The sequence below is a fragment of the Candidatus Binatia bacterium genome (assembly GCA_029243485.1).
Classification (GTDB): domain Bacteria; phylum Desulfobacterota; class Binatia; order UBA12015; family UBA12015; genus VGTG01.
Map to the genome: position 1 here is coordinate 39,123 of JAQWRY010000086.1, position 26,200 is coordinate 65,322.

Annotated in this window: 22 protein-coding genes; 10 read left to right on the forward strand and 12 right to left on the reverse strand. The window is 66.1% G+C overall.

Annotated features, from left to right (window positions below):
* Positions 1-9 precede the first annotated feature (9 nt).
* Together P8R42_24970 and P8R42_24975 are read right to left on the reverse strand one after the other, a co-directional pair.
* Positions 10-579 carry a hypothetical protein gene (locus P8R42_24970; protein MDG2307843.1) on the reverse strand — a complete coding sequence of 190 codons (570 nt, stop codon included), beginning with the start codon at positions 577-579 and terminating at the stop codon, positions 10-12.
* Positions 576-2,321: an amidohydrolase family protein gene (locus P8R42_24975; GenBank protein ID MDG2307844.1), complete on the reverse strand. Its 1,746-nt coding sequence runs from the start codon at positions 2,319-2,321 to the stop codon at positions 576-578. The genes P8R42_24970 and P8R42_24975 overlap by 4 nt, the downstream gene beginning before the upstream one ends.
* A 123-nt stretch (positions 2,322-2,444) precedes the next feature.
* On the opposite strand from P8R42_24975, the gene P8R42_24980 reads away from it, so the two are divergent.
* Positions 2,445-3,005: an alpha/beta fold hydrolase gene (locus tag P8R42_24980; GenBank protein MDG2307845.1), complete on the forward strand. Its 561-nt coding sequence runs from the start codon at positions 2,445-2,447 to the stop codon at positions 3,003-3,005.
* A gap of 439 nt (positions 3,006-3,444) precedes the next feature.
* Here P8R42_24980 and P8R42_24985 read toward each other — a convergent pair whose 3' ends face one another.
* Positions 3,445-3,588, reverse strand: coding sequence for a hypothetical protein (locus P8R42_24985; GenBank protein MDG2307846.1), 144 nt, complete (start codon positions 3,586-3,588; stop codon positions 3,445-3,447).
* Between the two features lie 108 nt (positions 3,589-3,696).
* Between P8R42_24985 and P8R42_24990 the strand changes: the two genes are divergently transcribed.
* Positions 3,697-4,479 carry an enoyl-CoA hydratase-related protein gene (locus tag P8R42_24990; protein MDG2307847.1) on the forward strand — a complete coding sequence of 261 codons (783 nt, stop codon included), beginning with the start codon at positions 3,697-3,699 and terminating at the stop codon, positions 4,477-4,479.
* 27 nt (positions 4,480-4,506) lie between these two features.
* Positions 4,507-5,148, forward strand: coding sequence for a DapH/DapD/GlmU-related protein (locus P8R42_24995; GenBank protein MDG2307848.1), 642 nt, complete (start codon positions 4,507-4,509; stop codon positions 5,146-5,148).
* Between the two features lie 27 nt (positions 5,149-5,175).
* Here P8R42_24995 and P8R42_25000 read toward each other — a convergent pair whose 3' ends face one another.
* Positions 5,176-5,799 carry a hemolysin III family protein gene (locus P8R42_25000; GenBank protein MDG2307849.1) on the reverse strand — a complete coding sequence of 208 codons (624 nt, stop codon included), beginning with the start codon at positions 5,797-5,799 and terminating at the stop codon, positions 5,176-5,178.
* Between the two features lie 180 nt (positions 5,800-5,979).
* Here P8R42_25000 and P8R42_25005 point away from each other — a divergent pair, with 180 nt between their 5' ends.
* From P8R42_25005 to P8R42_25015, 3 genes are all read left to right on the forward strand, one after another.
* Positions 5,980-6,324: a hypothetical protein gene (locus tag P8R42_25005; protein ID MDG2307850.1), complete on the forward strand. Its 345-nt coding sequence runs from the start codon at positions 5,980-5,982 to the stop codon at positions 6,322-6,324.
* A gap of 210 nt (positions 6,325-6,534) precedes the next feature.
* Entirely contained in the window at positions 6,535-9,168 is a 2,634-nt protein-coding gene (locus tag P8R42_25010; protein ID MDG2307851.1) for a VCBS repeat-containing protein, read from the forward strand.
* Between the two features lie 21 nt (positions 9,169-9,189).
* Complete coding sequence (locus P8R42_25015; protein MDG2307852.1) at positions 9,190-10,293, forward strand: ASPIC/UnbV domain-containing protein; 1,104 nt, start codon at positions 9,190-9,192, stop codon at positions 10,291-10,293.
* Here the strand turns inward: P8R42_25015 and P8R42_25020 are convergent.
* Positions 10,237-11,160 (reverse strand): hypothetical protein, encoded by a 924-nt coding sequence (locus P8R42_25020; GenBank protein ID MDG2307853.1) that lies wholly within the window; start codon positions 11,158-11,160, stop codon positions 10,237-10,239. The two genes, P8R42_25015 and P8R42_25020, sit on opposite strands and share 57 nt — an antisense overlap.
* A gap of 99 nt (positions 11,161-11,259) precedes the next feature.
* On the opposite strand from P8R42_25020, the gene P8R42_25025 reads away from it, so the two are divergent.
* The gene (locus P8R42_25025; GenBank protein MDG2307854.1) at positions 11,260-12,204 is read left to right on the forward strand and encodes a hypothetical protein; all 945 of its coding nucleotides are present in this window, start codon (positions 11,260-11,262) and stop codon (positions 12,202-12,204) included.
* Here P8R42_25025 and P8R42_25030 read toward each other — a convergent pair.
* The 5 genes from P8R42_25030 to P8R42_25050 are packed head-to-tail and all read right to left on the reverse strand — an operon-like array spanning position 12,198 to position 16,706.
* Positions 12,198-12,656: a hypothetical protein gene (locus P8R42_25030; GenBank protein MDG2307855.1), complete on the reverse strand. Its 459-nt coding sequence runs from the start codon at positions 12,654-12,656 to the stop codon at positions 12,198-12,200. The two genes, P8R42_25025 and P8R42_25030, sit on opposite strands and share 7 nt — an antisense overlap.
* A 4-nt stretch (positions 12,657-12,660) precedes the next feature.
* Positions 12,661-13,569 carry a hypothetical protein gene (locus P8R42_25035; protein MDG2307856.1) on the reverse strand — a complete coding sequence of 303 codons (909 nt, stop codon included), beginning with the start codon at positions 13,567-13,569 and terminating at the stop codon, positions 12,661-12,663.
* Between the two features lie 19 nt (positions 13,570-13,588).
* Positions 13,589-15,133, reverse strand: a complete 1,545-nt coding sequence (locus P8R42_25040; protein ID MDG2307857.1) for an HTTM domain-containing protein — start codon at positions 15,131-15,133, stop codon at positions 13,589-13,591.
* Positions 15,130-15,543 (reverse strand): hypothetical protein, encoded by a 414-nt coding sequence (locus P8R42_25045; protein MDG2307858.1) that lies wholly within the window; start codon positions 15,541-15,543, stop codon positions 15,130-15,132. Before P8R42_25045 ends, P8R42_25040 begins: the two co-directional genes overlap by 4 nt.
* Positions 15,540-16,706 (reverse strand): tetratricopeptide repeat protein, encoded by a 1,167-nt coding sequence (locus P8R42_25050; GenBank protein ID MDG2307859.1) that lies wholly within the window; start codon positions 16,704-16,706, stop codon positions 15,540-15,542. The genes P8R42_25045 and P8R42_25050 overlap by 4 nt, the downstream gene beginning before the upstream one ends.
* Positions 16,707-17,154: 448 nt before the next feature.
* Between P8R42_25050 and P8R42_25055 the strand changes: the two genes are divergently transcribed.
* From P8R42_25055 to P8R42_25065, 3 genes are all read left to right on the forward strand, one after another.
* Positions 17,155-19,734: a hypothetical protein gene (locus P8R42_25055; protein ID MDG2307860.1), complete on the forward strand. Its 2,580-nt coding sequence runs from the start codon at positions 17,155-17,157 to the stop codon at positions 19,732-19,734.
* 17 nt (positions 19,735-19,751) lie between these two features.
* The gene (locus P8R42_25060; protein ID MDG2307861.1) at positions 19,752-20,321 is read left to right on the forward strand and encodes a hypothetical protein; all 570 of its coding nucleotides are present in this window, start codon (positions 19,752-19,754) and stop codon (positions 20,319-20,321) included.
* Between the two features lie 156 nt (positions 20,322-20,477).
* Complete coding sequence (locus tag P8R42_25065) at positions 20,478-24,218, forward strand: FG-GAP-like repeat-containing protein (GenBank protein ID MDG2307862.1); 3,741 nt, start codon at positions 20,478-20,480, stop codon at positions 24,216-24,218.
* Positions 24,219-24,232: 14 nt separating this feature from the next.
* Here the strand turns inward: P8R42_25065 and P8R42_25070 are convergent, their stop codons facing one another.
* Positions 24,233-25,450, reverse strand: a complete 1,218-nt coding sequence (locus tag P8R42_25070; GenBank protein MDG2307863.1) for an amidase — start codon at positions 25,448-25,450, stop codon at positions 24,233-24,235.
* 97 nt (positions 25,451-25,547) lie between these two features.
* Entirely contained in the window at positions 25,548-26,135 is a 588-nt protein-coding gene (gene msrB / locus P8R42_25075) for a peptide-methionine (R)-S-oxide reductase MsrB (GenBank protein MDG2307864.1), read from the reverse strand.
* Positions 26,136-26,200 lie beyond the last annotated feature (65 nt).

Below are 26,200 nucleotides of genomic sequence, written 5' to 3' on the forward strand. Positions count from 1 at the left end.
CGTTGCGTCTCAACCGTCGCACGCCAGCGCGAGTCGTCCGTCGAGGGCGACAGGCAACTCGAACTCCACCGAGCGGTCCTTGGTCTGCACCGTTCCGCGCAAGGTCAAGGTCGCGTCGGCCGACGCGCGATCGTCCGCGCAGGTCGGCACGTCACACTGTCGATCAAGAGACGCATTCTCCAAGTTCGGCTCGACGGCGAGGTCGAGCACCTGCTCTCCGCCGCGAGAGACTCCAATGCGCCGCGCGACTCCGAAGATCTTCGCGCGCGGCTCGTCCCGGAACCGGCAACACCGCCGGATGTCGGGCTTCGGACCTCCACCGGCATTACACTGAACGGATTCACCGTCCGCTACCAGGCAGATCCGACTCACCCCGCGCAGGGCCTCGCCGAGGTCCTCACGCACGTCCTCCGACAACAGGTCGAGCGGGTACTCGCCGAGCAGATCCGCAATCCGGGCGCCCGAGAGAGGCGCGCAATGCCCGGGCAACGCCGCGTCGGGCGCGGACGACGAGCTACAGGCCACCATCATCGTGAGGACCAGCCCCAACGCGCCCAGCGTCGCGATCGAGCGCGTCATCGAACCGGCGCCGCCTGGGGGCCGCGCAAGAGACGTCCCGGCTGCGCGCCCGTCGGTTCACCGTTTGCCATGACTACCTCTCCCGAGACGATGTTGGCCTCGTACCCTTCCGACCGTTGCAGCAGACGACGACCTCCACCCGGGAGATCGTGTGCCATCCGCGGAGGACAGAGGCGCACGTTCTCGAGGTCGATCAGATTCAGATCCGCCTTGTAACCCGGCGCGAGAACACCCCGATCGAGCAATCCATAGAGCCGAGCCGTGTCCTGAGTCATCCGATGGATGACCCGCTCGAGCGGCACCGTAGCGCCCCGGGTTCGATCGCGAACCCAATGCGTCAGCATGAACGTCGGAATGCTCGCGTCACAGATCAGCCCGCAGTGGGCCCCGCCGTCCCCGAGACCGAGAACGACCCGGTCGTGATCCATCATCTCGCGCAGGGGTTCGCAGTCCCCGCTCGCGTAGTTGAGGATCGGCAGGAGGAGCAGCTCCCGAGCATCGTCTCCAAGGAGCAGCTCGTACGCGAACTCGTGTACGTCACGCCCTTCCCGCCTTGCGATCGCGGCGACGCTCTCCTCAGGCGCCGGCTCGTAGTTCGGGGGATCTCCCAGTGGGAACATCGTCTCGAAGATCTTCGCGCTCCCGAAGAAGTTCGCTCCGTCCGCCGGGCGCTCAGCGAGAATCTTCCGGCGCACCTCGGCGTCTCGTAGGCGGGCTGCCCGTTGCGCGAGCGGCAGTTGCGCGATCGCGTCGTACGTCGGCCTTCCCAGAAATGGATTCGCGATGGTCTGGTGGCCGGCGAGAATCCCGAACGGTCGCCCTGCCATCTGCGGCCGGACGTCGGCACCGTTCGCCACTGCGCGCTCCGCGATATCGATCAGCTGCCGCCACATCTCGGGACGCGACGTGTACGTGAGCATGGCGAAGCTGACCGGGCGACGAATCTCCGCCGACAGGCGACACATCCAATCGATCTCTTCGAGAATGGCGTCGGGCGGATCACCCGGGGCGTCCCCGCCCGCGCCCAGCGGCGCGAGTTCGAAGACGCCGAGGCCGGTGTCCGCGAGTGCCTTGCCGATTCCGAACAGCTCATCTTCCGCAGCGTACGTCCCGGGAACCGGCTCGCCGTCGACGGCGCGGTGCCCGAGGGTGCGCGACGTCGAGAAGCCAAGCGCACCGGCGAGGAGACCCTCCTTCACGATCTTCGCCATCCCGATGATGTCGTCTGCCGTCGCGGCCTCGTTCTTCGCACCTCGATCGCCCATGACGTACCCGCGCACGGCGCCATGCGGCACCTGTGTGCCGAAGTCCAGAGCGCGGGGCGCACGCTCGAGAGCGTCGAGATACTCGGGAAAGCTCTCCCAATCCCACTTGATGCCCTCGGACAGCGCCGCACCCGGGATGTCCTCGACCCCTTCCATCAGGCCGATCAACCACTCATGGCGGTCCGGTCGAGCCGGGGCGAAACCGACGCCGCAGTTTCCGCACACGGCCGTCGTGACGCCGTGCCAACACGAAGGTGTGAGAAGGGGATCCCAGGTCGCCTGGGCATCGTAATGCGTGTGGATGTCGACGAACCCGGGCGTCACCACCAGACCATCGGCATCGATCGTTCGGCGTGCGTCGCCCTCGACCTTGCCTACGGCGGTGATGCGACCGCCCTGAATGGCGACGTCGCCGTTTCGGGGCTCGGCACCCGTCCCGTCGACGACCTGCCCCCCGCGAATCACGAGATCATGCATTCACAAAGCCTATCAGAGGAATCAGGCGGCGTGGTAGCTCGTCTTCCCCTCGCAGGGTTTTGAACGCTACGCTTCGTAGATGCACGCGCGCACCGCACAGGCAGCAGCCCACGGAGCTGGTTCGTGATCGTTCTGGTCTACGGATACGGGGGCTCCGGCGAAGGCCATTGGCAGCGACTCCTCCACGAGGAACTCTCGGCTCGAGAGATTCCCTGCCTGTTTCCCGAGCTGCCCCACCCCCTCGAACCAGACAAGGATCGCTGGGTCGCGGAGTTGGCCGAGTGCGTGGCGCACGCCAACGGGCAGGCCGTCACCTTCGTCGGACACTCGCTGGGGTGCTGGGCGATCGATCACTATCTGACCGAGAAGGGAGCGGGCGGCATCCACGGCGTCCTCCTGGTGGCGCCCCCTTCCCCGTATCTGCTCTTCGAAGCCGTCCAGAGCTTCATGCCGCCCCCCATGTCCAAGGAGGCCTGGGCGCCCGTCGCCGACCGATCCGTCCTCATGGCGGCGGACGACGACGACTACGCCTCGAGCGATGAACACGCCGAAATGGCCCGGACGCTGGGGGTCGAGCACCGCGTCGTGCGCGGCGGCCGGCATCTCAACACCGATGCAGGCTACGGGAAGTGGCTCCTGCCACTCGAATGGCTGGGTTCGGTGGGGGCGATTCCAAGGCCCTGAATGGATGAGATGCTCCGTTGAGCGGCCGTCCCGGGCCGTGAGACGGTGGACCGGAGACGAAAGACCGCGCTTCTCCCCTTCGGATACGTCGCGTGCGGCGTCGACGTGACCGGGATCCGCCTCGCCGGGGCAGCCCACGCGAAAGACCAGAACCGACTGGCACATTCGCTCCCTCACGCTACCCGCAGCCCCGAACAAGGACGAACGCGAAACGCCGAGCGAACGACGAACGACGACTCTGCTTAACGAACGAGCAGCTCAGGCCGTCGCGCGGCCTTCGGTCGACCGCACCACCCTTCAAGCCACGCACAGCCGTCGAGAACTCCGCGAACGCCGTGATCAAAATGGTCGGCACCAACCGGTTCTCACGTTGAAGCTTCTCAACCAACTCGAGACCGCTCACCCCGCGCAGCCGTACGTCCAGCAGCAGGCACGCGACCTAGCTCGAGTCGTAGGCCTCGAGATGTTCGGCCGCAGACGAGTAGAATCGCGTCTCCAAGCCAATGGACTCGACGAGCCACCCCACCGCCTTACGCACTGACGCGTCATCATCGACGACATACACGGCGCCATCGGAGGACATTGCCTCACGCTAGACGGGGGGGGGGGCCGTGGCAGACAACTCCCGGACTCGAATAGAGTCCGGCATCACGCCCTTGTGATCAGATGGCCCCAAATGCCAAGGGAAGCCATGACGGAATTCGGAGTCTTCGGAGATGTGCGCGTGGAACTCGGGGAGAACTACGTGGCCACGGTCGAGCTACGGCGAGGCCCCAACAACTTCTTCGACATCACCCTGATCACCTCGATTGGGGATGCCTTCGAGGCGCTCGACGGCGAGCCCGGATGCCGTGCGATCGTTCTGTGCTCTGATGGAAAGCACTTCTGTGCCGGGGCGAATTTCGGAAATGACGACCAGGGATTGGAAGACCCCTCCGGTCGGCACCTCTACGACGAAGCCGTCCGGCTCTTTTCCACAAAGACCCCCGCCGTCGCTGCGGTCCAAGGTGCCGCCATAGGTGGTGGCCTGGGCCTCGCTCTAATGCCCGACTTTCGCGTCGCCTCGCCCGAATCGAGGTTCAGCGCCAACTTCGCCCGACTGGGATTTCACCAGGGCTTCGGGCTCTCCGTCACCCTTCCCGATCTCGTCGGGCAGCAGCGCGCGATGGAGCTCCTCTATGTAGGTCGCCGTGTCCCGGGCAAGGAGGCCTTCGCGATGGGCCTCTGCGACCGGCTCGTGCCCGCCGACCAGATCCGCTCCGAAGCGACCGCGCTCGCGGCGGAGATCGCGACGTCCGGCCCTCTTGCGATCGAATCGATTCGACAGACACTCCGAGGAAGCCTCGCGCAGCGCATTCGCGTCGTCACCGATCGCGAGAAGGCCGAGCAGAATCGCCTTCAGTCGACCGAGGACTTCCGGGAGGGCATCCGAGCGATGGCCGACCGCCGGAAGCCCGACTTCAAGGGACGCTGATCGCCGTCGCTTGACTCGTCTTGCGCGGTGGCGTTCGTTCGCGGTGTGGTCACCCCGCAACCGCGCATCGGCTGGGCCGAAACGGCCCGTCTGATCGAACTCGATCTCGAGATCTACGACGTCTGGTTTCCGGGCGTCGGGAGTGACCGCCCGACGTGGTTACGCTCCGGCTTGGCCGTGTTCCGCACGGAGATGTTCGGCGCGAACCTTCTCTTTCGGCTGCAGACGTTCCTGCACGGCGCCGGTCATCCCGGGCTCGCGACGACCCTGACGCGCCTCAGCCGAATCTTCTTCGCCGTGACCATCGGACGCGACGTCCGCATCGGCGGAGGGCTCTACATCGCGCACGGGAACATCGTCGTGGAAGGCACCACCACCATCGGCAGCCGGGCGAGCATTGCCCCGTTCGTGACGGTCGGACTCGCGACGTCCGCGGGGGCCGCGTTCGACGTTCGGGGCCCGGACATGGGCGACGAGGTCATGCTGGGGACCGGCGCGAAGGTGCTGGGCGGCGTGACGATAGGGGACGGGGCGCGCATCGGAGCTAACGCGGTTGTCCTCTCGGACGTCCCCGCCGACTACACTGCCGTAGGGATCCCTGCGCGCGCCCTCGCCCCCAAGAGAAAACGGTCCGACCTCCGCGTCTTCACCGGCGGCGATCGCTCCTGACGCGCCCAACCGACGGGCGACACCGCGCTAGACGCCGGTGTACCCGAGGATCACGACGTAATGAGCCGCACTGCCGGCCATCACGAACAGGTGCCAGATCCCGTGTCCGTGGGGGATCTTCGTGTCGAAGATGAAAAAGAAGACCCCGACCGTGTAGAAGATGCCGCCCGCGAGGAGCCAGGCGAATCCGCCCGCCGGAAACGCAGCGAGAAGTGCCTCGATGCCGAACATGCACGTCCAACCCATGGCGAGGCAGATCACGACCTGCAGCCCAGTTCCGCCACCATCCGGCCGCAGGGCCGAGTGTGTGATCCCAATCGCCGCGAGCGTCCACACGGCGGCGAAGAGCTGCCCGCCGAGCTCGCCCCCGAGGAGAACGAGCGTCAGCGGCGTGTAGGTTCCGGCTATCAAGAGATAGACCGCCATGTGGTCGAAGCGTCGGAACAGCGCTTTACGCCGCCCCACGAACGAGTGGTAAAGGGTCGACATCACGTATAGCAGGAGAAGCGTGACGCCGTAGACCGTGAAGGCCGCGATCTCCCACGCGTCTCCCCGGCCGGCGGAGACCACGATCAACGGGACGAGCCCTACTAGAGCAAAGGCTGCACCCACCAGATGGGTGATGCTGTTCATCTTCTCTCCGTGACTCATCGCTAAGCCCACTGTACCCTTTCATGCTCGCGGAAGCACCCGCCTCAATCGGCCTTCGCCTTGAAGAGGCCGTTCTCGTTGTTGATGTTCGTGGAGTACTCGGCACCCCAGCAGAAGCCGAGATCGTTGATGATCTGAACGGTGGTCGTGGCGTCCTGCGAGAACGGGACGGCTGGCGTCGTGAGCCCGGCGCACGTCCCCGTCCGGCGGGATCACCGACTGCACCAGGAGCGTGGTCGGCGCTCCACCGGTGGACTCGTCCCACGCGCAGAACGTGAAGGTCGTAGAACCGGTGAGAGGGTCGCCGAAATCGGCCGGGTCGGTGTCGGTCTGCAGCGGGTTCGCCAGGTCGAGGCAGTTGTCACAGGCGTCGCCCACGAAGTCGCCGTCGAAGGCCAGCGCATCGATCACACCGCCTGTGACGAGACCGTTCGCGGCCGCCGGGACGAAGACGGCGGACGGTCCGCCTGCGCGCCCGGAACGAGGATCGCGAGCCCTGCGAAAAGGACGAAGGCGAAGGTGTAGGTCCTAACGAGAGTCCGGATCGAGGGGGGCCGTCGTCGATAAATGGAACTCTCCTGGTCGGCCTAACGCCACAAACGTTATTCCGCCGAGGCCGCGTGCGCGACAATCCATTTTGCTGCGGTGCACCGTCGCTGGCTGGCCCCCAGCCAGGCCGGGCATGGTAGTATCGCCGAAGGCGCCCGCCCAAGCGGGTTTCCGCCCAATCGCCGAATGTCGCCCCTTGCGAAAACCAGGTTCCTCAGCCTCGCCCTGGCGGCCCTTCTCCTCGGGCCCGCCGCCTCGGGAAGCGCCGCGGACGCTCCGCCATCCGACGAGGCCGTCTCCCAGGCGATCCGGGACGGCATCGCCTACCTACAGCGCGAGATCGTCGAGGAACCGTATGGACTCGCATTCGCCTACTTCGTCCACCGCCGATTCGGTCTCGACGAGTTCGCGTACGCGCCCACGAGATACCAGGAACTGCTGAAGGCCACTCCCACCGAGGAGGAGAAGTCGGACGGGGGCCGTCGCAAGAAGCGGCGCTATCGCAAAGGCGAGCTGCGCCTCTTTCAACGTCTCCTCACACCCGACAGCCAATTTACCCGCGAAGATCTCGAGGTCGCCCGGGCCGACTTCGACCAGATGACGGCACGGGCGCTCTACTGCGACCGCCACCCGCTGCCCGCCGACTTTGCCGAGACCATGGACGCCATGGCTGCAAAAGGCCGGTACCGCCTCACGCACGTCGGGCTCGCGTTGATGTGGCTCGCCGACAACGGGTGTGAATGGCCCGTAGGTGAGAAGCGCGTGAGCGAGTGGGCCGACGCGTGGGCGCAGCAACTGCGCGACCAGCCGAAGGACGATCTCTCGTACGAAGCAGCCGGCATCCTCGCCTATCTCGGCTACGCAGACCGAATTCCGCAGGACTACATCGCCACCGTCGTCGACGCGCAGGAGGCCGATGGAGGCTGGCGTCGGGATCTCGGGCGGACGAACAGCCATTGGCACCCGACGGTCCTCGCCGTCTGGTTCCTGCTCGAAACGCAGCAATCGAGGAAGAACGACACGTTTGTTCCCCAGGGCACCGCCGAGGATCATGCACGATCCCAGAAAGAGCGACGCATCGAGAACGAGTCGATGTGGAAGTCGATGGTCGCAAGTGAAGAGCGATTGCTCGCCCTCACGCCCGACCTCACTCGACTTGCAAGAGCGATCCGAAACCTGCACCTCCCGTCCGAGCGCGTGCGAAACCTGTTCGCGGAAAAGGTCGACGTTCGAGACATCGGCGCTCCCGGAACGACATTGCCGTGGCCGGGCAGCCCGGGCGCGCAGCGACTCGAGTTCACGCTCGGCTCAGATCGCACGACCGACCGAGCCGCGCTGGACCTCTGGAGGCCGCTGCTGGAATCGGTCGAGTCGTTCGACCGCGTCGATCTCCGAATGGTCCGCGGCGCCCACGAGAAGGACGGAGAGGAGTACGAAGCCACGGTCGCTCTCGACGCGACCGCCCGCCTGTCGTCCAACGAGCGCGCCTGGGTTCGCGGGAAGCTGACCCTTCGATGGCGACTGACCTCGGACGCCGAGTCGGCGCCGTGGCGAATTGTCTCCTGGCGCACGGATGCGCTCGAACTCGTAGAGGCCCCGGCGGCCCTCTTCCAGGAGGTTCTCCCCGAGGCCCTGCGCGACGACGGCCAGATCGAGGCGGCGCGGCGTTCCGGCCACGACGAGCTCGTGCGCAGTTGGCTCGCCAACCCATCGCAGAAGCCGCATCCGCACTTCTTCGCCCCCGCGATGGACCGGCATCCGGGCGTCGCCGTCGTCGACCTCGACGCCGACGGCTTCGACGACATCTATCTGCTCCCCCATTGGGGCAAGAACCTCTTCTATCGAAATCGCGGCGACGGAACGTTCGAGGAGATCGGCGCCGACCTGGGGCTCGACGTGGACGGGGATGCTTCTTCCGCCGTCTTTGCCGACTTCGACAACGACGGCGACCCCGATGTGTTCATCGGGCGAACCCTCTCGCCGAGCCTCTACCTCGAGAACCAGGACGGTAAGTTCGCGGACGCCTCCGGAGACGTCGACGGCGAACTCCCCCGACTCGTGTCCTCGGTCACCGCGGTCGACGTCGATCAGGACGGTCTTCTCGACGTCTACGCTTCCACGTACGCAGTCCGGATGCTCACACGAGAGGGCCGTGCCCGCGGCCCCCGGTTGAAGGGCTTCCTACCCGAGGAAGATGGGTTGGAACTCGCGGAACGTCTCCGCACGAAGCTCGAAGTCTACGATCTCGCCGGGCCACCCAACGTCCTCCTTCGAAACGCGGGCGACGGCAAGCTCGTCGTCGATCGCAGCTCCGACCTGCGGGTGTTCACCAATACCTACCAGTCGACCTGGGCCGACTACGACGGCGACGGCGACTCCGACGTGTACCTCGCGAACGACTTCGGACCGAACCACCTCCTACGCAACGACGGCGCGGGAGACTTCGCCGACGTCACCCAGGAGACCGGCACGGCCGACGTCGGATTCGGCATGGGCGCCACCTGGGGCGACTACGACGGGGACGGATTCGAAGACCTCTACGTTTCGAACATGTACAGCAAGGCCGGACGACGCATCACCGAACGGATGGGTGCACTCGACCCGAGATTCCCGAAGATGGCCCGCGGGAACACGCTCTTCCGACGCGAGGACAACAGATTCACCGACATCACCGCCGGACACAGCGACAAGGGCGGGAAGGCCGGCTGGTCGTGGGGCGGCCAGTTCGCGGATGTCGACAACGATGGCCACCTCGACCTGCACGTCTTGTCCGGCTACTACAGCGCGCCGCCGGAGTACGCGCTCCCCGTCGACACTTGAAGCACCTATTGGCGCGCGGTCGTGCGCCAGGACAAAGGACTCGAGTTCCGACCGGAGTTCCGACCACGCGGGAGCGGCGGGATCGGCGGGAGTGGGTTCTCCGAAGGTGCGTCGCTCAGCGGGCACGAACGAAACCATCTCTTCGTGAACGACGGGCGAGGCAATCTCGTGGACGCGTCGGGCGTTTCCGGGCTCGATGCACCCGCGGACGGCCGGGCGCTCGCCTGGACCGACCTCGACCGAGACGGCTGGCTCGACTTCGTGGTCGTCAACGCGAACGCGCCGACCCTACAACTGTTCCGAAACCAGATGGGCGACTCGCGGCCGGAGAACGGAGTCGTCGCAATCCGGCTGGTCGGCGGAAACACCTCGGCGAAGCCGAGTGAGAAGTGGAGCAACCGAGACGGAATCGGCGCCAGCCTCGAGCTGCACGTGGGCGATCGCCGGCTCGTCCGTGAGCAGCGAGCGGGCGAAGGATTCGCCGCACAGAACGGATCCACGATCGTCGTGGGGATCGGCGCCGCCGAGAAGGCGGACGGAATCTTCGTCCGCTGGCCCTCCGGCCAGACCCAGGCGACCGAGGCCGTCCCGCGCGGGAGTCTCGTAACGTTCTACGAAAACCCCACGAGAGCCGGCTCCGACAGCCCGGCGAAGATCGAACCGTACGCCGTTCCCAGCGACCGGGAAGGGACCCTCCGGACCGCGTACCAACCGAGCCGCACACCGATCGGAATCGCCGGGACGGCAGACCGAAGCGGCCGGATTCGAATCTACACGACCACCGCGACCTGGTGTGAGGTGTGTCGCTCCGAGCTCGCGGACATCGCACTCCTTCGCTCGACGTTCCCGCCCGAAGAACTGGGCCTGTACGCCGTCCCCGTCGACGAGAACGACACCCGTGAGAAACTCGAGGCCTACCTCGAAGCGAACGCGCCGGCGTACGAAATGCTCCTCGAAGTGACGCCGCCCGAAGTCGCCGACGTGAAGACTCGTATCATCGCGGCGTTGCGACAGGACGCGCTTCCCGCTTCGATCGTCACGAACGAACGGGACGAGGTGATCGACGTGTCATGGGGCGTTCCCACCGTCTCCGATGTCCGCAGCTGGCTTCGCAACGCTCGCTGATCCGAGATCGTTCTCCGCGAGCTTCTCGATCAAGTCCGGCGTGAGCTCCATGTCGGTCGCGAAGTCTCCCGCGGGGTGGTCCAGGAACCAGACGTGGAGCATCTCGGGGCTCCGCGGGGCCGCGAACCCCTTCCAGCATTCTCCGTTCTCGCTCGGCTCCCCGATCGGGAGTCCGTTCTCCCAACAGGACGGGCGCGGCCACTGGTGGTAGTGCCAGAGCGTGAGCGGTCCCCCGATCTGCTCGCCGTGGCCCTCCTGGGTATCCGCGAGATACATGATCCCCGCCAACTTCTTTCCCTTCGGCGTGTCGTAGAACATCAGGAACTCCGGACGCTCTGGATTGAGTTCCTCGTCGTCGGCGAGGAACTCGTCGTTCGCGTAGTGCAGCCGGTCGAGTTCCTGCCTGCGGCTGAAGCCGTCGGCGAGCGCCTTCTGGTAGTCGAACCAACCCTTCGCCTTCGCCGCCTCGAGCGAGCGCTTGGCGAATGCCTGCGCGGCCGCCTTCTGTTCCGTGGTCGGCTTCGCGTCGGGAAAGCGTGTGACCTCATAGATCCCCGGAGCGAGCCCACTGGAGCCCTTCGCCTTGTGGCCGGCATGCGGGTCCGCCGCCTTCGTATCCTTGGAGCTCTTGGCGTCCTTCTTCGCGCCCTTGTCTTTCGACCCCTTCGCCCCGCCGTGACCATCGTGGTCATGCATCGGAACGTAGCGGACCGACGTACCGTCCGAGTCGGGCGACACCTGCCACGGGGTCGGCTCCGCCGCGACCGGGTCGGGATCCTTCGCCAGCGCAGGCCCGATAGACAAGAGGATCCCAGCGCCCACTGCCAAGGAAACGATCGAGAGGTGCGGGTGTCGAAGAGCTTTCATGGGGTCGCACTCTGCCACCGCCCCCCGATCGAATCCAGATGAGAACCGGGCAGGTTTCGATCCTCGACCGGCTTCGGCGCAGATGATAGCAACCGCGCCTTGACCACCTTTCAGAGACGATTCCCGCGCGCGCTGGCCGCTGCAGTAGTTCTCGGGTTCGGCGCGATTGCGTGTGAGCCTGCAGCACCGCCGAAGGTGGACTTCGAGAAGATCACCGCGCAGCCCCAATTCTACGCGCAGTCGATCACCCTGGCGGAAGACCCTGCGGCCGGCGTCTGCGTCACGCAGGAACGCCCGGGCGTTCCCCTGGCGAAGGCCGGTGCGACTCCCAAACTCCACGTGATTGCAGGCGAGGCCAGCGCCATCGACGCGCAGTACGCGTCAGCCCGGTTCCTGAACTACCACCCGGGCTCGGGGAAAGATGAGAAGTACCGCCAAGAGTGGTCGCCGGAAGCGGCCGCGCTACCGACCGATCCCGGAACGTACGAGATCTCGATCGCGCCCTGTGCAGCAGCGAGCGGAAGCGAGATGAACGGCGCACAACGCCTGTGGCAGGAAAGCCTGGACGCCGCGGTTCGCAACGGCTGGTTCGACTACGACAAGGCCAAGGCCGACGGCTTCCACCTCGGCCACCCCCAAGAGGAAGTACACTACGTTCACACCGACTTCGTGGGAGACGACGACGTACTGAACCCCGACAAGCCCGAGTTCCTGATGTACTACGACTACGAGGGCACGCCGCTCCTCGCCGGCTACATGTACATGATGCCGAACGTCGAGGACCGCGGCCCGCAGGTCGGGGGCCCGCACACGCTCTGGCATTATCACGTCATGCCGGAGTTCTGTTACCGCGACGGCCTCGTGGTCGGGGCTCCGAACGACGACGGCACGTGCACCAAGGGGGATCTCACGACACGAACCCCCGAGATGCTGCACGTGTGGTTCTTCGAACGCGACGACGGGCCGTTCGCCTCATCGATGTCGCCGGCGACGGCCTCGGGCACCAAGGGCGATCAGTTCAAATCCGTAGAACACCATCACTGAGACTCGCAGGCCGCCCCGCCCGCCGGCTTCGCCGCGCACTCGAATCGGATCGCGGTGGCCGACCTCATTCCCTGCGCGTCGAGCCCGTACTTCTCGAGCGTGAATCGCACGCGGTCCGCCGGCACCGCGGATAGGAGGGCCGCCGCCTCGCCCTCGAGCGGCGCCAGGTCTCCGTAAGCCTGCCGACTACGCATCGTCGCGCCGACCGCCGCACGCGCGGCCGCCGGATCCGCCGCAGCCCGGAGCTGCAGCCGGCGAAGCGGCCCACCCGCGGAACCGACTTCGACGTTTGCCACCCGAACAGCCGGTCTCTCGATCGCGTACATCGCGAGCCCGAAGAACCGCCACGGATCGACGTCGTAACCGGCCACGAGCGCTCGATGGACGAACGGCCACAGCGTGATCAGCACGAGCACGACGAAGACGAGACTCTCTTTGCGTTGAAATCGCATCGGTTCACATGAAATCGAAGCCGCTCAAGTAGCCGAGCTTGAACGGGACCAGGACGAGGACGATGCCACCGAGAACCGCAGCGCCGATCCGCTGCGATCGGACGGGTAGCGAGCAAAAGAGAAGGTTCGCCGTGACCAGGCCGAACGTCACCTCCCGCATCAACGCCTCGATCACCAAGAGCAGGCCGAGACCGGCGATCGCGCCGTACAAACGCGTTGCAGGAATCAGCAGCAGTACGCCGATCGCGATCTCCGCGACCCAAGACGCATTGGCGACGGCGGGCAGAATCGACGATGTCGGGAGGAACGGCCCGGCGCCGATCCGCCGAGGGTCGAGTGCGGCGATGTGCCCCCACTCGTCCGCAGAAAGGATCTGAGCGAACGGTGCCGCAAAGCTCTCTCGACCCGAGGCCAGCAGAACGAACAGCCGGCCATCGAAGTACGCGCCGTACCAGATCTTGTTCAGCCCGGCCCACACGAACACCAACACCGTGAGCCAACGGACCCCCTGAAGTGCGAGCGCCCCCTCCTCCTTCCGTCGCTCATCGCCGAGAGAGAGAAGCAAGAGGAGAACGGACTCCAGATACGAGTGGTTGGAGACGTCAGGAAACGTGGAGACATGCCGGCCCGCGAGCAGGACGAACCCTACGAGACACGCCCAGCGGCCGGCTCCCGGCACGAGCGACAGAGCTGCCGCGCCGAAGAATGCGACGCCGATCATCGGAAAGCTGTTCAGCTGATGCAGGGCGATCGCGAGGAGCAGCGCGACGCGCAGAGGCTGAAGACGCATGGTGTCCTGCGCGGCGTCGCCGATCTGAAAGAAGGCGAGAGTCCCGTGCACGAGCGACGGCGCGGGCGGGCTCACCGGCGCCGGACGTCTCTCCTTCTTCTTTTGGCGGCGGCTCTTCGCCATTCTTCGGTCTCGAACCGAGTCAGCGCCCGAGCTGCTGTCGGAGCCGATCGATCTTCTGTCTTCTGGACTGTCCGGGCGGCGCGTACTGCTCGGCTTCGATGTATGACGCGAGCGCCTCTTCGGGAAGACCACGCCGGCCGAAATCCCCTCCGCTGGCACGATAGAAGTCCCAACGAAGATTCGTACTGGAGACCGCAAGCAGCATGACGACCGAGCCGACGGCCGCTGCCCCGAGCACCGCGCGGACGTGCGCGCCGTCGCCTCGTGCCGCAGAGGCGACGCTCGCCGCGACGAGGAAGACCGCAGCCGCACCGCCGAGCCACGCGGAGCCTGGAAGGTTGATGGTGTAGAAGGCGCCCCAGACGACGCCACCCGCAGCGACCGCGACGGCGGTAGTCGCGCCGACACTCGGCGACCCACCCTTCTCCTGCAGCGCCTGCCCACGCGCGACGACCCATCGGGCGGGCCACGTGACGAAGGTTGCGCCGGCAATCAGGACACGCTCCGGGAGGAAATATACCGTCGCGATGAGCAGCATGTAGTAGCTGAACCAACCGATCTGCAGCGTGAGCATCTCGGCGCCGAGATGGACCACCATCGCCGCGAACCACGCGGCCCCGCAGACCGTCGTAGGCCAACGCGCCGGGCCACGGTCGCGGAGCGGCGCGACGGCATATCCGGCCGCGATCAGAAGCTCCAGTGGAACGACCGCGCAGGCCATCAGCGGCCAGAACGTCTGCTCACTGACGCCGACCGCCGCAAAGAGCGCCTGCAGAGGCCTGGCCGCGACCTCGACGTTTCCAAGCTGCCGAAATGCGAATCCCGAGACCCACTGCGGATTCATCTTCGCGATCGCTGTGTAGAGGTACACCACGGCACAGCTCGCACCGATCAACGCGAAGCCCCACGCGGGGACCCGCGGGCCCTCCTCGACACGACTCAACCGCAGCGCAGTAGAGGCCGCGACGGCGACGGCCACGATGGCCCAGGCCATGCCTCCGGTCGGCGTACCCGGGCCCGTCCAGTAGGCGAGTGCCGCAACGACCCCAGCCACGACGATCCCGACCGAACGCCATCCCGCGCGCTCACGTTCCTGAAGCTCTTCCCGTCTGCGCTGCTTCTTTCGCTTATCGCCCGCCGGCGCCTCTTCGAGCGGATGGATGTCGGTCACGCGCACCACCGGAATGAAGACGAGCCCGACCAGGAGGATCGAGATGAAGTAGTGGTGCTGAAAGCTGTCCAGCATCGACATCAGCCAGGACCACGAGTACGCCCCGCAAAGGAGCGCGAGCAGGGTCCTGTTCGTTCCCGCCAGAACGATCACGAGCGAGAGGAGTCCGCTCGTGAGAAGCAGGCCGACATAGAGCCCCCGCGTCGGCGTCGGCTGAATCAAATCCAACAGAGGCAACTGCGCGACGTTGAAATCTGCGGAACTGAACCGCGTTCCACCGATCAACATCTGCATGCAGATGTCGAGGGCGAACAGGGTGAGGAACGCCTTCACCAGCAGGAACGGCCGCACCGCCGCAACGCCACCGAAGAGGTAGGCGTCCCATCCCTTCATGAGGCCGGCAACTCCTCGACCTGAGCGCTCCCGCAAGCGAGACGAAGCCGCTTCGGTGGACGCACGGAACCGTCGGCCTGCTGACAAGTCCGGGTGTAACGCACCTCGGCGATGCCCGGCTCCTCACATCGCCAGTGCAGGAACGAATCCACGACCGTCGGTCGGAATCGGGCGAGGATGTTGACCCACGGAGCGGGGAGCAGTTCCCACAGCGGCACCTTCCGGTCCGCGCCCTCCACCTGCTCTACGACGTCGATGGAACAGCGCTCGAGGTGGACCGGCGAGAACATCCGCCAACTGAACCGCTCATCGTACGCCTGGTCACCGAAGTAGTACGCGAGCGGCATCGCGAACTGGAACAGAAGGAACAGCCCCGCGAATACGCCGAACCAGCGGCGACCAGAGGTCACCCCCTCCGCATCCAGACGACCGCTCCGACCAGCACGACGAACCCGAGCACGATGAGCCCCCAGGGGACGGAGGAAGAGGAGTCGGTCTGCGTCGCGGGCCCTGTCGCCGTGGCGGCCTCACGTGCCTCGTTCGCCGCGATGTCCGCAGCAGCGCGCACCAGGGGCTCCAGTTGGACCTCTGTCTTCGCGGCCTCCAGATCGATCCGGGGCGCGGCGATCCGACTGCGACCCGCCTCGATCACTTCGTCGACGTTCTCGAGCGTCGCCGCCGCGAGTGAACATCCGCCGAGCGAGAGAACGTTGGAGAGCGACTCCTGATCGAACCAACCCGCCTGACCGTACTGGCCGACCCACGCGGTAAGAACGGCACGCGGCTCCATCTCCCGCGCACGGAGCGAGGGCGATGAGGACCCGCCTTCTTCGGGCGGACACTCCTCGACGAGCGCCGAAAGAGCGGCGATGCCTTCTTCTCGTTCGCCGGCGTACAACCGTGCCAACGCCGCCGCATAGCGCGCATCCGCACCGCCCGCCCCCGTTGCCATGCCGTCGTAGAGTTCAGCAGCCTCCACGTATTTTCCTTCCGCCATCAGCGCGTTGCCGAGGACAGCCTCCGCCATCAGCTGTACCGACGGCGGTAGGTGGTCGAGTTCGACGAGTTTGGAAACGGCTACGGAGGCCTCCGCCGGCGCACCCGACGCGATTGCAATCTGTGCGTCTGCAAGTCTCGCGAACTGCCCGAGCTCGGTCGGCGCTTCGGTCGCTCGCCCGAACGCGACACGAGCCTCTTCGAGTTGGCCACTAGCGGCGTGCGCCATGCCGAGGCCGAAGTAGACGTAATCGTTTAGATTCGAGTCCCCCGGTGCTGGACCTTCCGCGCCGGGAGCTTCCAGTGCTCTCTCGAACATCTTCCGAGCACTCGCGTAGTCTCCGCGCCGAAGGTGCACGTCTCCGACGAGAGCGATCGGCGGGGCGGGGAGCCCGGTCAATCCCTGTCGCGAGAGCTCGATCACGGCATCCGCGCCCGCGTCCGGATCCTTCAGGTAGTCCTGCATCGCCGTCCGCCATTCCTCGTACAGCGGGTGCTGCTCCTGCCCGAGGGCCTCCGGAGCGATCGCAACGAGAGACAGGACGACCAAGAGCGCGGCACCGGGGATCAGCCTCATGCAGCGGAAATATCGAACGACCATTGACGCAGAGTCAAATTCCATCTTTGGGGGCTCCCGGCCCCAATCATCTCGCCTGCTGAGAGGACGCCGCTACAGCCCCTCCCATGCGGCGCACCCTACTCAAACACATGTTGACCTCCCCTTCACCATGTCTGTATACATTTCGGTATCAGAATCCGTACCAAACTCTCTTCTTAACACCTCTTACTTACAGGGGATCTTCTTGGTCCGACTCCAGCCCAACTCTGACAACACACTCGGGGCTTCCACAGCCCCGACCCCGGCGACTTCCGTCGTCTCGACCCTAGCCCCGGTGCGCGTGCTCGCGGGGCCGCTACCCGCGAGAGCAAGGAGAATGCGGATGACCCTCTCGACCCTCAGGCGGGAGCCTGACCACTTTTCCTGGAAAGCAAATCTAGGCCTCACACTCCTAGGAGCGGCTATAATGCTGTTCGCTCCGTCGTATGCCGATGCGCAGTGTAACGGCGACTTCGGGACGACCTGCAATGCCAGCATCGCGAGCGCAAACAACGATGGCACGAATCACAGCCCGTCCTGCGGCAACCAGTGCGGCGGTGCCGGCCCCAGTGACGATCGTGGTTACGGCTTCACCGCTCCGGTGACGGGCGTGTACAACTTCTCGTTGGCGAACAACTACGACGCCGTTCTCCAGGTCCGTAACGGCTTCTGCTCGACGGGCGGCGGGAACCTCGGCTGCGCCGACAGCGCCGGCAGCGGCGGCACCGAGCAGCTCAACGTGGCTCTGGCCGCCGGACAAGCGGTCACGGTCTGGGCGGACGGCTTTGACGACTTCGTCTCGGGGTTCTTCGGCTTTGACGAGTGTAACCAGAGCCAGGGTAACTTCACGCTGACGATCACCGGACCGGGCACCTGCTTCGTGTGCGGCAACGGCACGATCGAAGGCCCTGAGCAGTGCGAGGGCGGTGCTTGCTGTACCGGCTCCAGCTGTCTGTTCCGGCCGTCGTCGTTCACATGCCGCAGCGGCTCGGGCGACTCCTGCGATCCGTCCGAATCCTGCTCGGGCGGAAGCGCGAGCTGCCCCAGTGACACCGTCCTAGGCGCTGGCACCCTGTGCAGGTCTGGTTCGGGCGACTCCTGTGACCCGGACGAGGCCTGCACGGGCGCCCCCGCCCAGGCGTGTCCCACCGACATCGTGCAGCCGAACACCGCGGTCTGCCGCAACGGCTCCGGCGACTCCTGTGACCCCGACGAGCTCTGCACTGGCAGCGCCGGCGTCGCCTGCCCGGGTGACACGATCACCTCGGCGGGAACGGTCTGCAACGCCGGTTCCGGAGATCTCTGCGATACCGATGAAACCTGCTCCGGCTCCGCCGGCGCCGCCTGCCCGGCCGACTCGTTCGAGCCGACTACGACACTCTGCAACCCGGGCTCCGGCGACCTCTGTGACGTCGACGAGTTCTGCCCCGGCGCCGCGGATGGCGCCTGTCCTTCCGACACCGTCGCCAGCTCGGGCACGACCTGCCGCGCCGGCTCCGGTGACATTTGTGATCCCGATGAGACCTGCAGCGGCCTCGCGGACGATCCCTGCACGGCCGACATCGTTCTGTCGGCGGGCACCGTCTGTAACGCCGGCTCCGGTGATCTCTGCGATCGCGACGAGACCTGCTCCGGCAGCGCCGGCGTCGCCTGCCCGGCCGATTCGGTCGAGCCTGCGACGACCGTCTGCCGCGCGGGTTCGGGTACGCCGAACGGCGGCCTCGAGTGTGATCCCGCCGAGCTCTGCACCGGCGTCGCCGATGCGGCTTGCCCAGGCGACGCTGTTCTGAGTTCTGGGACGGTCTGCAACGCTGGTGGCGGCGACCCGAACGGATCGGGCTTCACCTGTGACACCGACGAAGTTTGCTCGGGCACGCTCCTCGATGCCTGCCCGGTCGACTCCATTTCGGGCGCCGGCACGGTCTGTAACGCCGGTGGCGGCGATCCGAACTCCTCGGGCTTCACCTGTGATCCGGATGAAGTCTGTGACGGCGCGGCCGACACGGCCTGCCCGGCCGATTCGTTCTCTCCGGCCGCGACCGTTTGTAACGCCGGCTCCGGCGATCCGAACAGCTCCGGCTTCACCTGTGACACCGACGAGGTCTGCGACGGCTCTGCCGACACGGCCTGTCCGGCGGATGCCCTCTCGGGCGCCGGCACCCTCTGCAACGAGGGCTCGGGCGATCCGAACTTCTCCGGTGTGGTCTGTGACCCCGACGAGAGCTGCTCGGGTGTCCCCGACGATCCGTGCGCGGCGGACAACATCCTGCCCGCCGGATCGCTGTGCCGCGCCGGTTTCAGCGAGTGTGACGCCAGCGAATCTTGCAGCGGCGTCGCGGACGACCCGTGTGCTCTGACGGGTGACTACCCTGACGGCACCTCTTGCTACAGCGGCTCGGGAATCGTCGACCCGCACAACCCTCCGCCCACGACGGTGCCCCTGCCGTGTAACGACGGCGAGTGCATCTGCTTCGGCGGACGCTGCATCGGACCTGGTCAGAACGACCTGGTCATCGACAAGGCCAAGGCGAAGGTTTCCAAGTCCGGCAAGAGCACCGGCCTGGTCAAGATCGAAGGCCTGATCATGGACGAAGAGACCGAGCCCGCCGTCTTCGGTGGCGACTTCCGCTTGCAGTTGCTGGCCGGAAACGTCGACGTCTTCATCTCGGACGCTGCCGGCCTTTCGCTAACGACGACCATCGACGGCTGCACCGAGACCAGAACCGGCCAGATCATCAGGTGTAAGGACGGTGATCTCAAAGCAACGTTCCGGCTCACCAATGCCGGTCCCGTGGCCTACGACATGAAGCTGAACATCAAAGGACTCACGTCTGGTCAAACGGGCATTGGTCCTCTCACCCCGCCTGTGACCGCCAGCCTGTTCCAAGGCTCTGATCCCTTCTACCGGGTCGAGCGCGCTGGCAACATCGGAATCGTCGCCGGCGTCTGCACAGTCAGCGGTTCGGGCCAGAGCATGAAATGCAAAGAACCCAAACAGCTAAACTAGGCTGGAAGGATAACACCATGAGAATCCAGATTCTTTCCGTACTCTCCGCAGGCCTGGCCGTCGGAGCCCTGCTTCTTACGGGCGCCCCGGCGCAGGCTGAACCTCAGGGCCTCGACATCGGTAAGGTGTCGCTGAACCTCGCGTTCCAGCCGGGCCCGCGCCAACCCGGCCAGGTCAAGATCAAGGGCATCGTCGACGACAATGACACCGAGAACTTGGTGGCGGACCTCCTGACCAACACCGTCACGGTGCGGATCGTGGATGGGGACGCCTTCGACGTCACGGCGACCTTGACGAATTGCACCTTGGGGGCAACCAGCGTCGTGTGCAACGACGACAGCACCGGCTACCGGGTGAGGGCGCACGTGAAGCGCTGGAAGAACTTCAAGGACGTATGGCGCGCGAACTTTCGCGTCAAAGACCTCACCGAGGCCGACACCGGATTCGGCCCGCTCACCGAGCCGGTCACGGTCACCCTCACCCACGGCGCAAAGACGCGCGTCGACGTGGTCGCCCAGGCGGGTGGCAACGAGGGTGACTGCAAGGTCAAGAAGCGCGGAGCTCGGCTCCGCTGCAAATCCAAGTAAAGCGGTTCTGCCCGCGCGCCAGCGCTGGCAACCGACATAGCAACACGCAGCGAGCGCGGCTCGGGATTCCCGGGTCGTGCTCGCTGCGTTTTACCCCCTTGTGAGATCCCTTTTTTGTACGACGCCCCACCCCCACCCCATGATAGGATCTCGGGGATGATCCGTTTTCTCGCTGGGTCGAACCCCGCATCTGCCGCAGGCCTATGCGGCGCACTGGCCCTGCTCTTCACCGCAGCCCCCGCGGCCGCGCAGTGGATGTTCACCGACGTCACCGCGACAGCGCAGATCACGCATGTCCACGACGGGTACACCGGCGGCTCCGACATCATGGAGATGGCGTTCTGCGGCGGCGTGGCCTCGGGCGACTACGACAACGACGGCTGGATCGACCTCTACGTGATCGGGGGCTCGACGGTTCCGAACCTGCTGTACCGCAACAAGGGCGACGGCACGTTCGAAGACAAGGCGACGTTTGCCGGAGTCGACCTCACGATGGACGGCTGCGGCGCTGCGTTCGGCGACTACGACGGCGACGGGTGGTTGGATCTAATCGTCACGGGCTTCGACGGAGAGTCCAACTACCTATTGCGCAACAAGGGCGACGGCACGTTCGAAGACAAAAGCGTGAACCTACCCATGAATCGCCTCAACAACTTGAGCGCGTCCTTCGTGGATTACGACCGCGACGGCGACATCGACATCTTCGTCACCCACTGGGAAGAGGGCGAGATCACCCCGCCGCCGGCGGACGAGCATCTCTGGCAGAACAATGGGACCGGCGTGTTCACCGACGTGACGACCGCCGCCGAGATTTTAGTGGATCACGAACCCCTGAACCACGTCGATCGATCCTTTACCCCGATCTTCGCCGACTCGAACAGCGACGGATGGCTCGACATGCTGCTCGCTTCCGACTTTGGAAGAAGCCGGGTCTTCGAGAGCGACGGTGATGCGACCTTTACCGACGTCACCGACCCCGCCGTCATCACCGATGAGAACGGCATGGGGGCCGCCGTCTGCGACTACGACAACGACGGCGACCTCGATTGGTTCGTCACCAGCATCCACAACACCCTTACCGGCAAGAGTGGCAATCGCCTGTACCGCAACATCTCCGGCGCCAGCACCGCCTTCGAAGAAGTCAGCGCGGCCGCGGGCGTCCGAGTCGGCCACTGGGGCTGGGGCGCGACCTGCCAGGACATGAACCTCGACGGCTGGCCAGACCTCCTGCACGTGAACGGCTGGTTTGGCACCGTACCACACAACGTCCAGTACGAGACGGATCCGGCGCTCCTCTACGTCTCCAATGGCGACGGCACGTTCACCGACGAGGCCGCCACGCGAAACATCGACGACACCGGCCGCGGCCTTGGCGTCGTCGCGTTCGACTACGACCGAGATGGCGACCTCGACGTCTTCATAGCCAACAACGATGCTGCGCCGACACTGTACCGCAACGATGGCCTCACCGAGAACTACCTCACGGTAAAACTCGATGGGCTCGCGCCCAACACACAGAGCATCGGTTCTCGCGTTCTCGTCACCGTGAACGGGTCGACCCAGATGCGCGAGATCCGAGCCGGCAGCAACTACCTCTCCCAAGACCCGGCGGAAGCGCACTTCGGCCTCGCCGGATCCACGCAGGCCGACACGGTCGAGATCCAGTGGTTCCTCGGCGGTACGACGACGATGACCAGCGTCGCCGGCAACCAGGTTCTGACCATCACCGAGCCGGCCAACACGTGCGGCGACGGCGTCGTCGACGCGGGCGAACAGTGCGACCTCGGCGCCGCGAACGGCGCTGTCTCCTGCTGCCAGGTGAACTGCCGAAGGAGCCCTTCCGGACACACCTGCCGCGACGAGGCGGGCCTCTGTGACACGGCAGAGACGTGCGACGGCATCGCCGACACGTGTCCGGCCGACGGCGTCGTGGCCGGCGGGACCGAGTGCCGCGCCGTCGCGGACGTGTGCGACGTCGCGGAAGTGTGCGACGGCATCGCCACTACCTGTCCGACCGACGCATTCGAGCCTGTGACGACCGAGTGCCGAGGTATGGCCGGTGTCTGCGATGTCGCGGAAATGTGCACCGGCACCGAGGCCGCCTGCCCGGCGGATTTCAAGAGCACCGCCGAATGCCGCGGCCCGGCGGATGTTTGCGACGTTGCCGAGACCTGTAACGGCCTCGCCAACGATTGCCCCACCGACGGCGTGGCGCCGAACACGACCGAATGCCGGGGCACTGCCGGCGTCTGCGACATCGCGGAAACCTGCGACGGCGTCGGCATCGCGTGCCCGGCGGATTCCAAGAGCACCGCCGAATGCCGAGCCGTCGCCGACGTTTGTGACGTCGCCGAGAGCTGTGACGGCGCAGGCGATATCTGCCCGGCCGATGGCTTCTCGACCCCCGGCCTCGAGTGCCGCGCGAGTGCCGACGTTTGCGACATCGCCGAAACCTGCACCGGGTCCAGCAGCAGCTGCCCCAACGATGGATTTGCGTCGGCCGGCCTCGAATGCCGAGCGTCGGTCGCCAACTGCGACGTCGCGGAAGTCTGCACCGGAACCGGCGCGAGCTGCCCGGCCAACGGGTTCGAGACAGCCGGTACCGAGTGCCGCGCCGGTGCAGGTCTCTGCGACATCGCAGAGACCTGCACCGGATCAGCGCCGAGCTGCCCTGGGGACGCGCACAGGGCCGCCGGAATCGAGTGCCGCGCGGAAGCGGACGTTTGTGACGTCGGCGAAGCCTGTACCGGGCTCAGCCCGATGTGCCCAGCCGACGGATTCGAGAGTGCCGCGACGGAATGCCGCGGTGCTGCCGGCGCCTGCGACATGGCCGAGGTCTGCACCGGAACGGGTGTCACCTGTCCGAGCGATTCGAAGAGCACCTCAGAATGCCGCGCAGCGAGCGACCTGTGCGACGACGCCGAGGTCTGCGACGGCATCGTCGACGGCTGCCCCGTGGATGCGGTGACCGTGGTCGGAGCGGAGTGCCGCGCAGCGAGCGACGTCTGCGACGTCGCGGAAGCCTGCGACGGCGTCGCGAAGGCGTGCCCCTCCGATGGTTTCGCAAGCGGTACCTTGTGCCGCGCAGCCGCCGACGTCTGCGACGCAAATGAATTCTGCGACGGCCTCGGAACCGCCTGCCCGAGTGACGCGCTCGAGCCGGCCGGTCTCGAGTGCCGCGCCTCCATCGACCCGTGCGACATTCTCGAGGCGTGCACCGGAATGGACATCGCCTGTCCGAACGACACCGGGCTGCCCGATGGCGATAGCGATGGCACGTGCGACGCCCTCGACATCTGTCCGGAAACCAGTGACCCGCTCCAACTCGACGGGGATTCCGACGGCCTCGGCGACGAGTGCGACGCGTGCACCTCGACGCAGGCCTCTCTCGTCACCCAACCGCTCCTGAAGCTCGCCGGGCTCGCGCGGCCCGCCGGGGAGCACAAGCTCAAGATCAACGGCTACGTGGAGCTCCCGGATCCGCTGACTCCCGCTCTGGACCCTCTCGCACACGGACTCCGCCTGCTTGTCTCTCGCGTAGGCGACCCGCGCAATCCGATCATCGACGTCACGGTGCCACCCGGTCCGTACGATCCCGAGACGCGTGAGGGCTGGCTCGGCAACTCGAGCGCAACGACGTTCAAGTACAAGAGCAAGACGGGCGTGAACGGGATCCAGAAGGTGACCCTCAAGTCGCGACCGAAGGATGAAGGCAAGATCAAGGTCACGATCTCCGGGAAGGACGGCGACTATCCCGCCAGCGTGCTCGACGTCCCCCTCGCCCTCACGATCGTGATTAACGATGCCGGCGGTCAGTGCGGCGAGTACGACTTCACTGTCGACCCCGACCCGACCTGCGACGCGAACTCCAAGGGCGACAAGATCACCTGCAAGTGACCCGGGCCGAAGCGCTAGAGCTTCAGCGCCCGGCAGAGATCGACGAGTTCGAGATCTCTGCCGGGACGACCACAGACCAGCGTGCTGAGGGGTAGCCCTTCTGCGCTGACGGCGCCGGGGACGCTCACGATCGGGCTTCCAAGCGCCGTCCACGGCGCGATGAACCGGAAATCCCCTGTCGACTCGAGCCCCCTCGGCGCGGGCGCAGGCGTCGCCGGCCATACGAACGCGTCGGCGTGCCCCACCTCGTCGAAAAACGTCGCCCGCAGACCGTCGAGGTCGCGCCGTGCTGCGAGATAGCGGTCCGTTTCGATCGCGCGGCCGTGGTGGAGCGTCTCGCGGAGCCGTTCCCCCACATCCCTCTCGGGCAGCGCGAGCAGGTGCGCGAGTGCCCTCGATGCCTCGTAGGTCATGGTGAACTCGAGCAGCTGCAGGACGCGCTCGAGCGATACGGGTGCGCGACGTTCGATCAGCCGGGCCCCGGCTTGCGACGCGCGATCACAAACGGCCTCGCGCGCGGCGACCGCATCTTTCGTTGCCCACTCCATCATGGGGTCGTGAAGAACCGCGACGACCAGATCTTCGTGCTTCACCGGGTCCGCCGTCGTGCGCGAGCCAAAAGCACACGACGCGACCGACTCGAAGGCCAGCACCACGTCATCGACTCTAGACCCGAAGAACCCGGTCGTGTCGTACGAAGGAGCGAGAGGACTGATCCCGAAGCCGCTCATCGAGCCCGTCGTCGGCTTGAAACTCGCCACCCCGCAGTACGCGGCCGGCCGATTGACCGATGCCATCGTCTGAGTCCCAATCGCGAGCGGAACCGTGCCCGAAGCGACCGCTGCCGCGGACCCACTACTAGAGCCGCCCGGCGTGTGCTCGAGGTGATGCGGGTTTCGCGTCGGAGCCGGGTCGAGAAACGCGAACTCGGTAGTGTGAACCTTTCCGAGAACGATCGCCCCGACCGACCGAAGCGCCGCTACGACTTCCGCATCAGCCGCCGCCGGCGCCACACCGGCTCGGGTCGGGCTCTGGCACTGCGTCGTCAATCCTTCGACGTCGATGATGTCCTTCACACCGACCGGGATGCCGTGCAGAGGCCCTCGGAGCTCGCCCCGCGCGGCTTCCCGTTCGCGCTCGGCCGCCGTCGCGAGCGCCCGGTCCGTATCCACGTACCGCCAGGCTTCGACATCGCGGTCCACCGCCTCGATCCGCTCGAGGCATCTCTTCACGAGGTCAACCGGTGAGAGGGAGCGCTCGGAGATGGACCTCGCCATCTCCGAGACGCAGCCCGGATCGGCCACGTATCCGCTCTCGTCGCCGATCGGCTCAGACCTTCTGTCGGAGCGGGGGCAGGCCCTCGCCCTCGGCCACGAATGCGAGCGCGATGCCGTTGTTGCAGTACCGAAGCCCCGTGGGCTTGGGGCCGTCGTCGAACACGTGTCCCTGATGTCCGCCGCAACGTGCGCAATGATACTCGGTACGCGGGAAAACGAGCTCGAAGTCACGACGGGTCCCCAGGCGCCCCTCGATCGGCTCGTAGAAGCTCGGCCAGCCCGTGCCGCTATCGAACTTCGCGTTCGAACTGAAGAGCGGGAGCTTGCACGCCGCACACACGTACGTCCCGGCTTTCTTCTCGTCGTTCAGCGGGCTCGAGAACGCACGCTCGGTGCCCTCCTCGAACAAGACGTCGTACGCCTTGGCGGAAACGAGCTTCTTCCACTCGTCCTTGGAGAGAGTGAGTGGCCTCCAGTCCAGAGGATGAGCCGGCTTGGAGCCGGCCGGAGCCTCACCCTCCGCCGCGGCCGACCCCGCCGAGCCGAAGAGCCGCCACCCCGCCACGCCGGCAAAGAGGCCGCCCATGGCTCGAAGCACATTCCGTCGCGTCTGCCGTATCGTCATCTCGTAATTTTCCATCTCATCTGAGAATACCCGCCGGAGGCCCCAACGTTACCGACTGGTCGCACGAGGCCAGTCTGCGC

What these genes read in the sequence shown, in the direction of transcription:
- P8R42_24970 (MDG2307843.1), bottom strand. Translation starts at nt 579, where the DNA reads ATGACGCGCTCGATCGCGACGCTGGGCGCGTTGGGGCTGGTCCTCACG.
- P8R42_24975 (MDG2307844.1), bottom strand. Translation starts at nt 2,321, where the DNA reads ATGCATGATCTCGTGATTCGCGGGGGGCAGGTCGTCGACGGGACGGGT.
- P8R42_24985 (MDG2307846.1), bottom strand. Translation starts at nt 3,588, where the DNA reads ATGTCCTCCGATGGCGCCGTGTATGTCGTCGATGATGACGCGTCAGTG.
- P8R42_24990 (MDG2307847.1), top strand. Translation starts at nt 3,697, where the DNA reads ATGACGGAATTCGGAGTCTTCGGAGATGTGCGCGTGGAACTCGGGGAG.
- P8R42_25000 (MDG2307849.1), bottom strand. Translation starts at nt 5,799, where the DNA reads ATGAGTCACGGAGAGAAGATGAACAGCATCACCCATCTGGTGGGTGCA.
- P8R42_25010 (MDG2307851.1), top strand. Translation starts at nt 6,535, where the DNA reads ATGTCGCCCCTTGCGAAAACCAGGTTCCTCAGCCTCGCCCTGGCGGCC.
- P8R42_25020 (MDG2307853.1), bottom strand. Translation starts at nt 11,160, where the DNA reads ATGAAAGCTCTTCGACACCCGCACCTCTCGATCGTTTCCTTGGCAGTG.
- P8R42_25030 (MDG2307855.1), bottom strand. Translation starts at nt 12,656, where the DNA reads ATGCGATTTCAACGCAAAGAGAGTCTCGTCTTCGTCGTGCTCGTGCTG.
- P8R42_25035 (MDG2307856.1), bottom strand. Translation starts at nt 13,569, where the DNA reads ATGGCGAAGAGCCGCCGCCAAAAGAAGAAGGAGAGACGTCCGGCGCCG.
- P8R42_25040 (MDG2307857.1), bottom strand. Translation starts at nt 15,133, where the DNA reads ATGAAGGGATGGGACGCCTACCTCTTCGGTGGCGTTGCGGCGGTGCGG.
- P8R42_25050 (MDG2307859.1), bottom strand. Translation starts at nt 16,706, where the DNA reads ATGAGGCTGATCCCCGGTGCCGCGCTCTTGGTCGTCCTGTCTCTCGTT.
- P8R42_25055 (MDG2307860.1), top strand. Translation starts at nt 17,155, where the DNA reads ATGCTGTTCGCTCCGTCGTATGCCGATGCGCAGTGTAACGGCGACTTC.
- P8R42_25060 (MDG2307861.1), top strand. Translation starts at nt 19,752, where the DNA reads ATGAGAATCCAGATTCTTTCCGTACTCTCCGCAGGCCTGGCCGTCGGA.
- P8R42_25065 (MDG2307862.1), top strand. Translation starts at nt 20,478, where the DNA reads ATGATCCGTTTTCTCGCTGGGTCGAACCCCGCATCTGCCGCAGGCCTA.
- msrB (MDG2307864.1), bottom strand. Translation starts at nt 26,135, where the DNA reads ATGGAAAATTACGAGATGACGATACGGCAGACGCGACGGAATGTGCTT.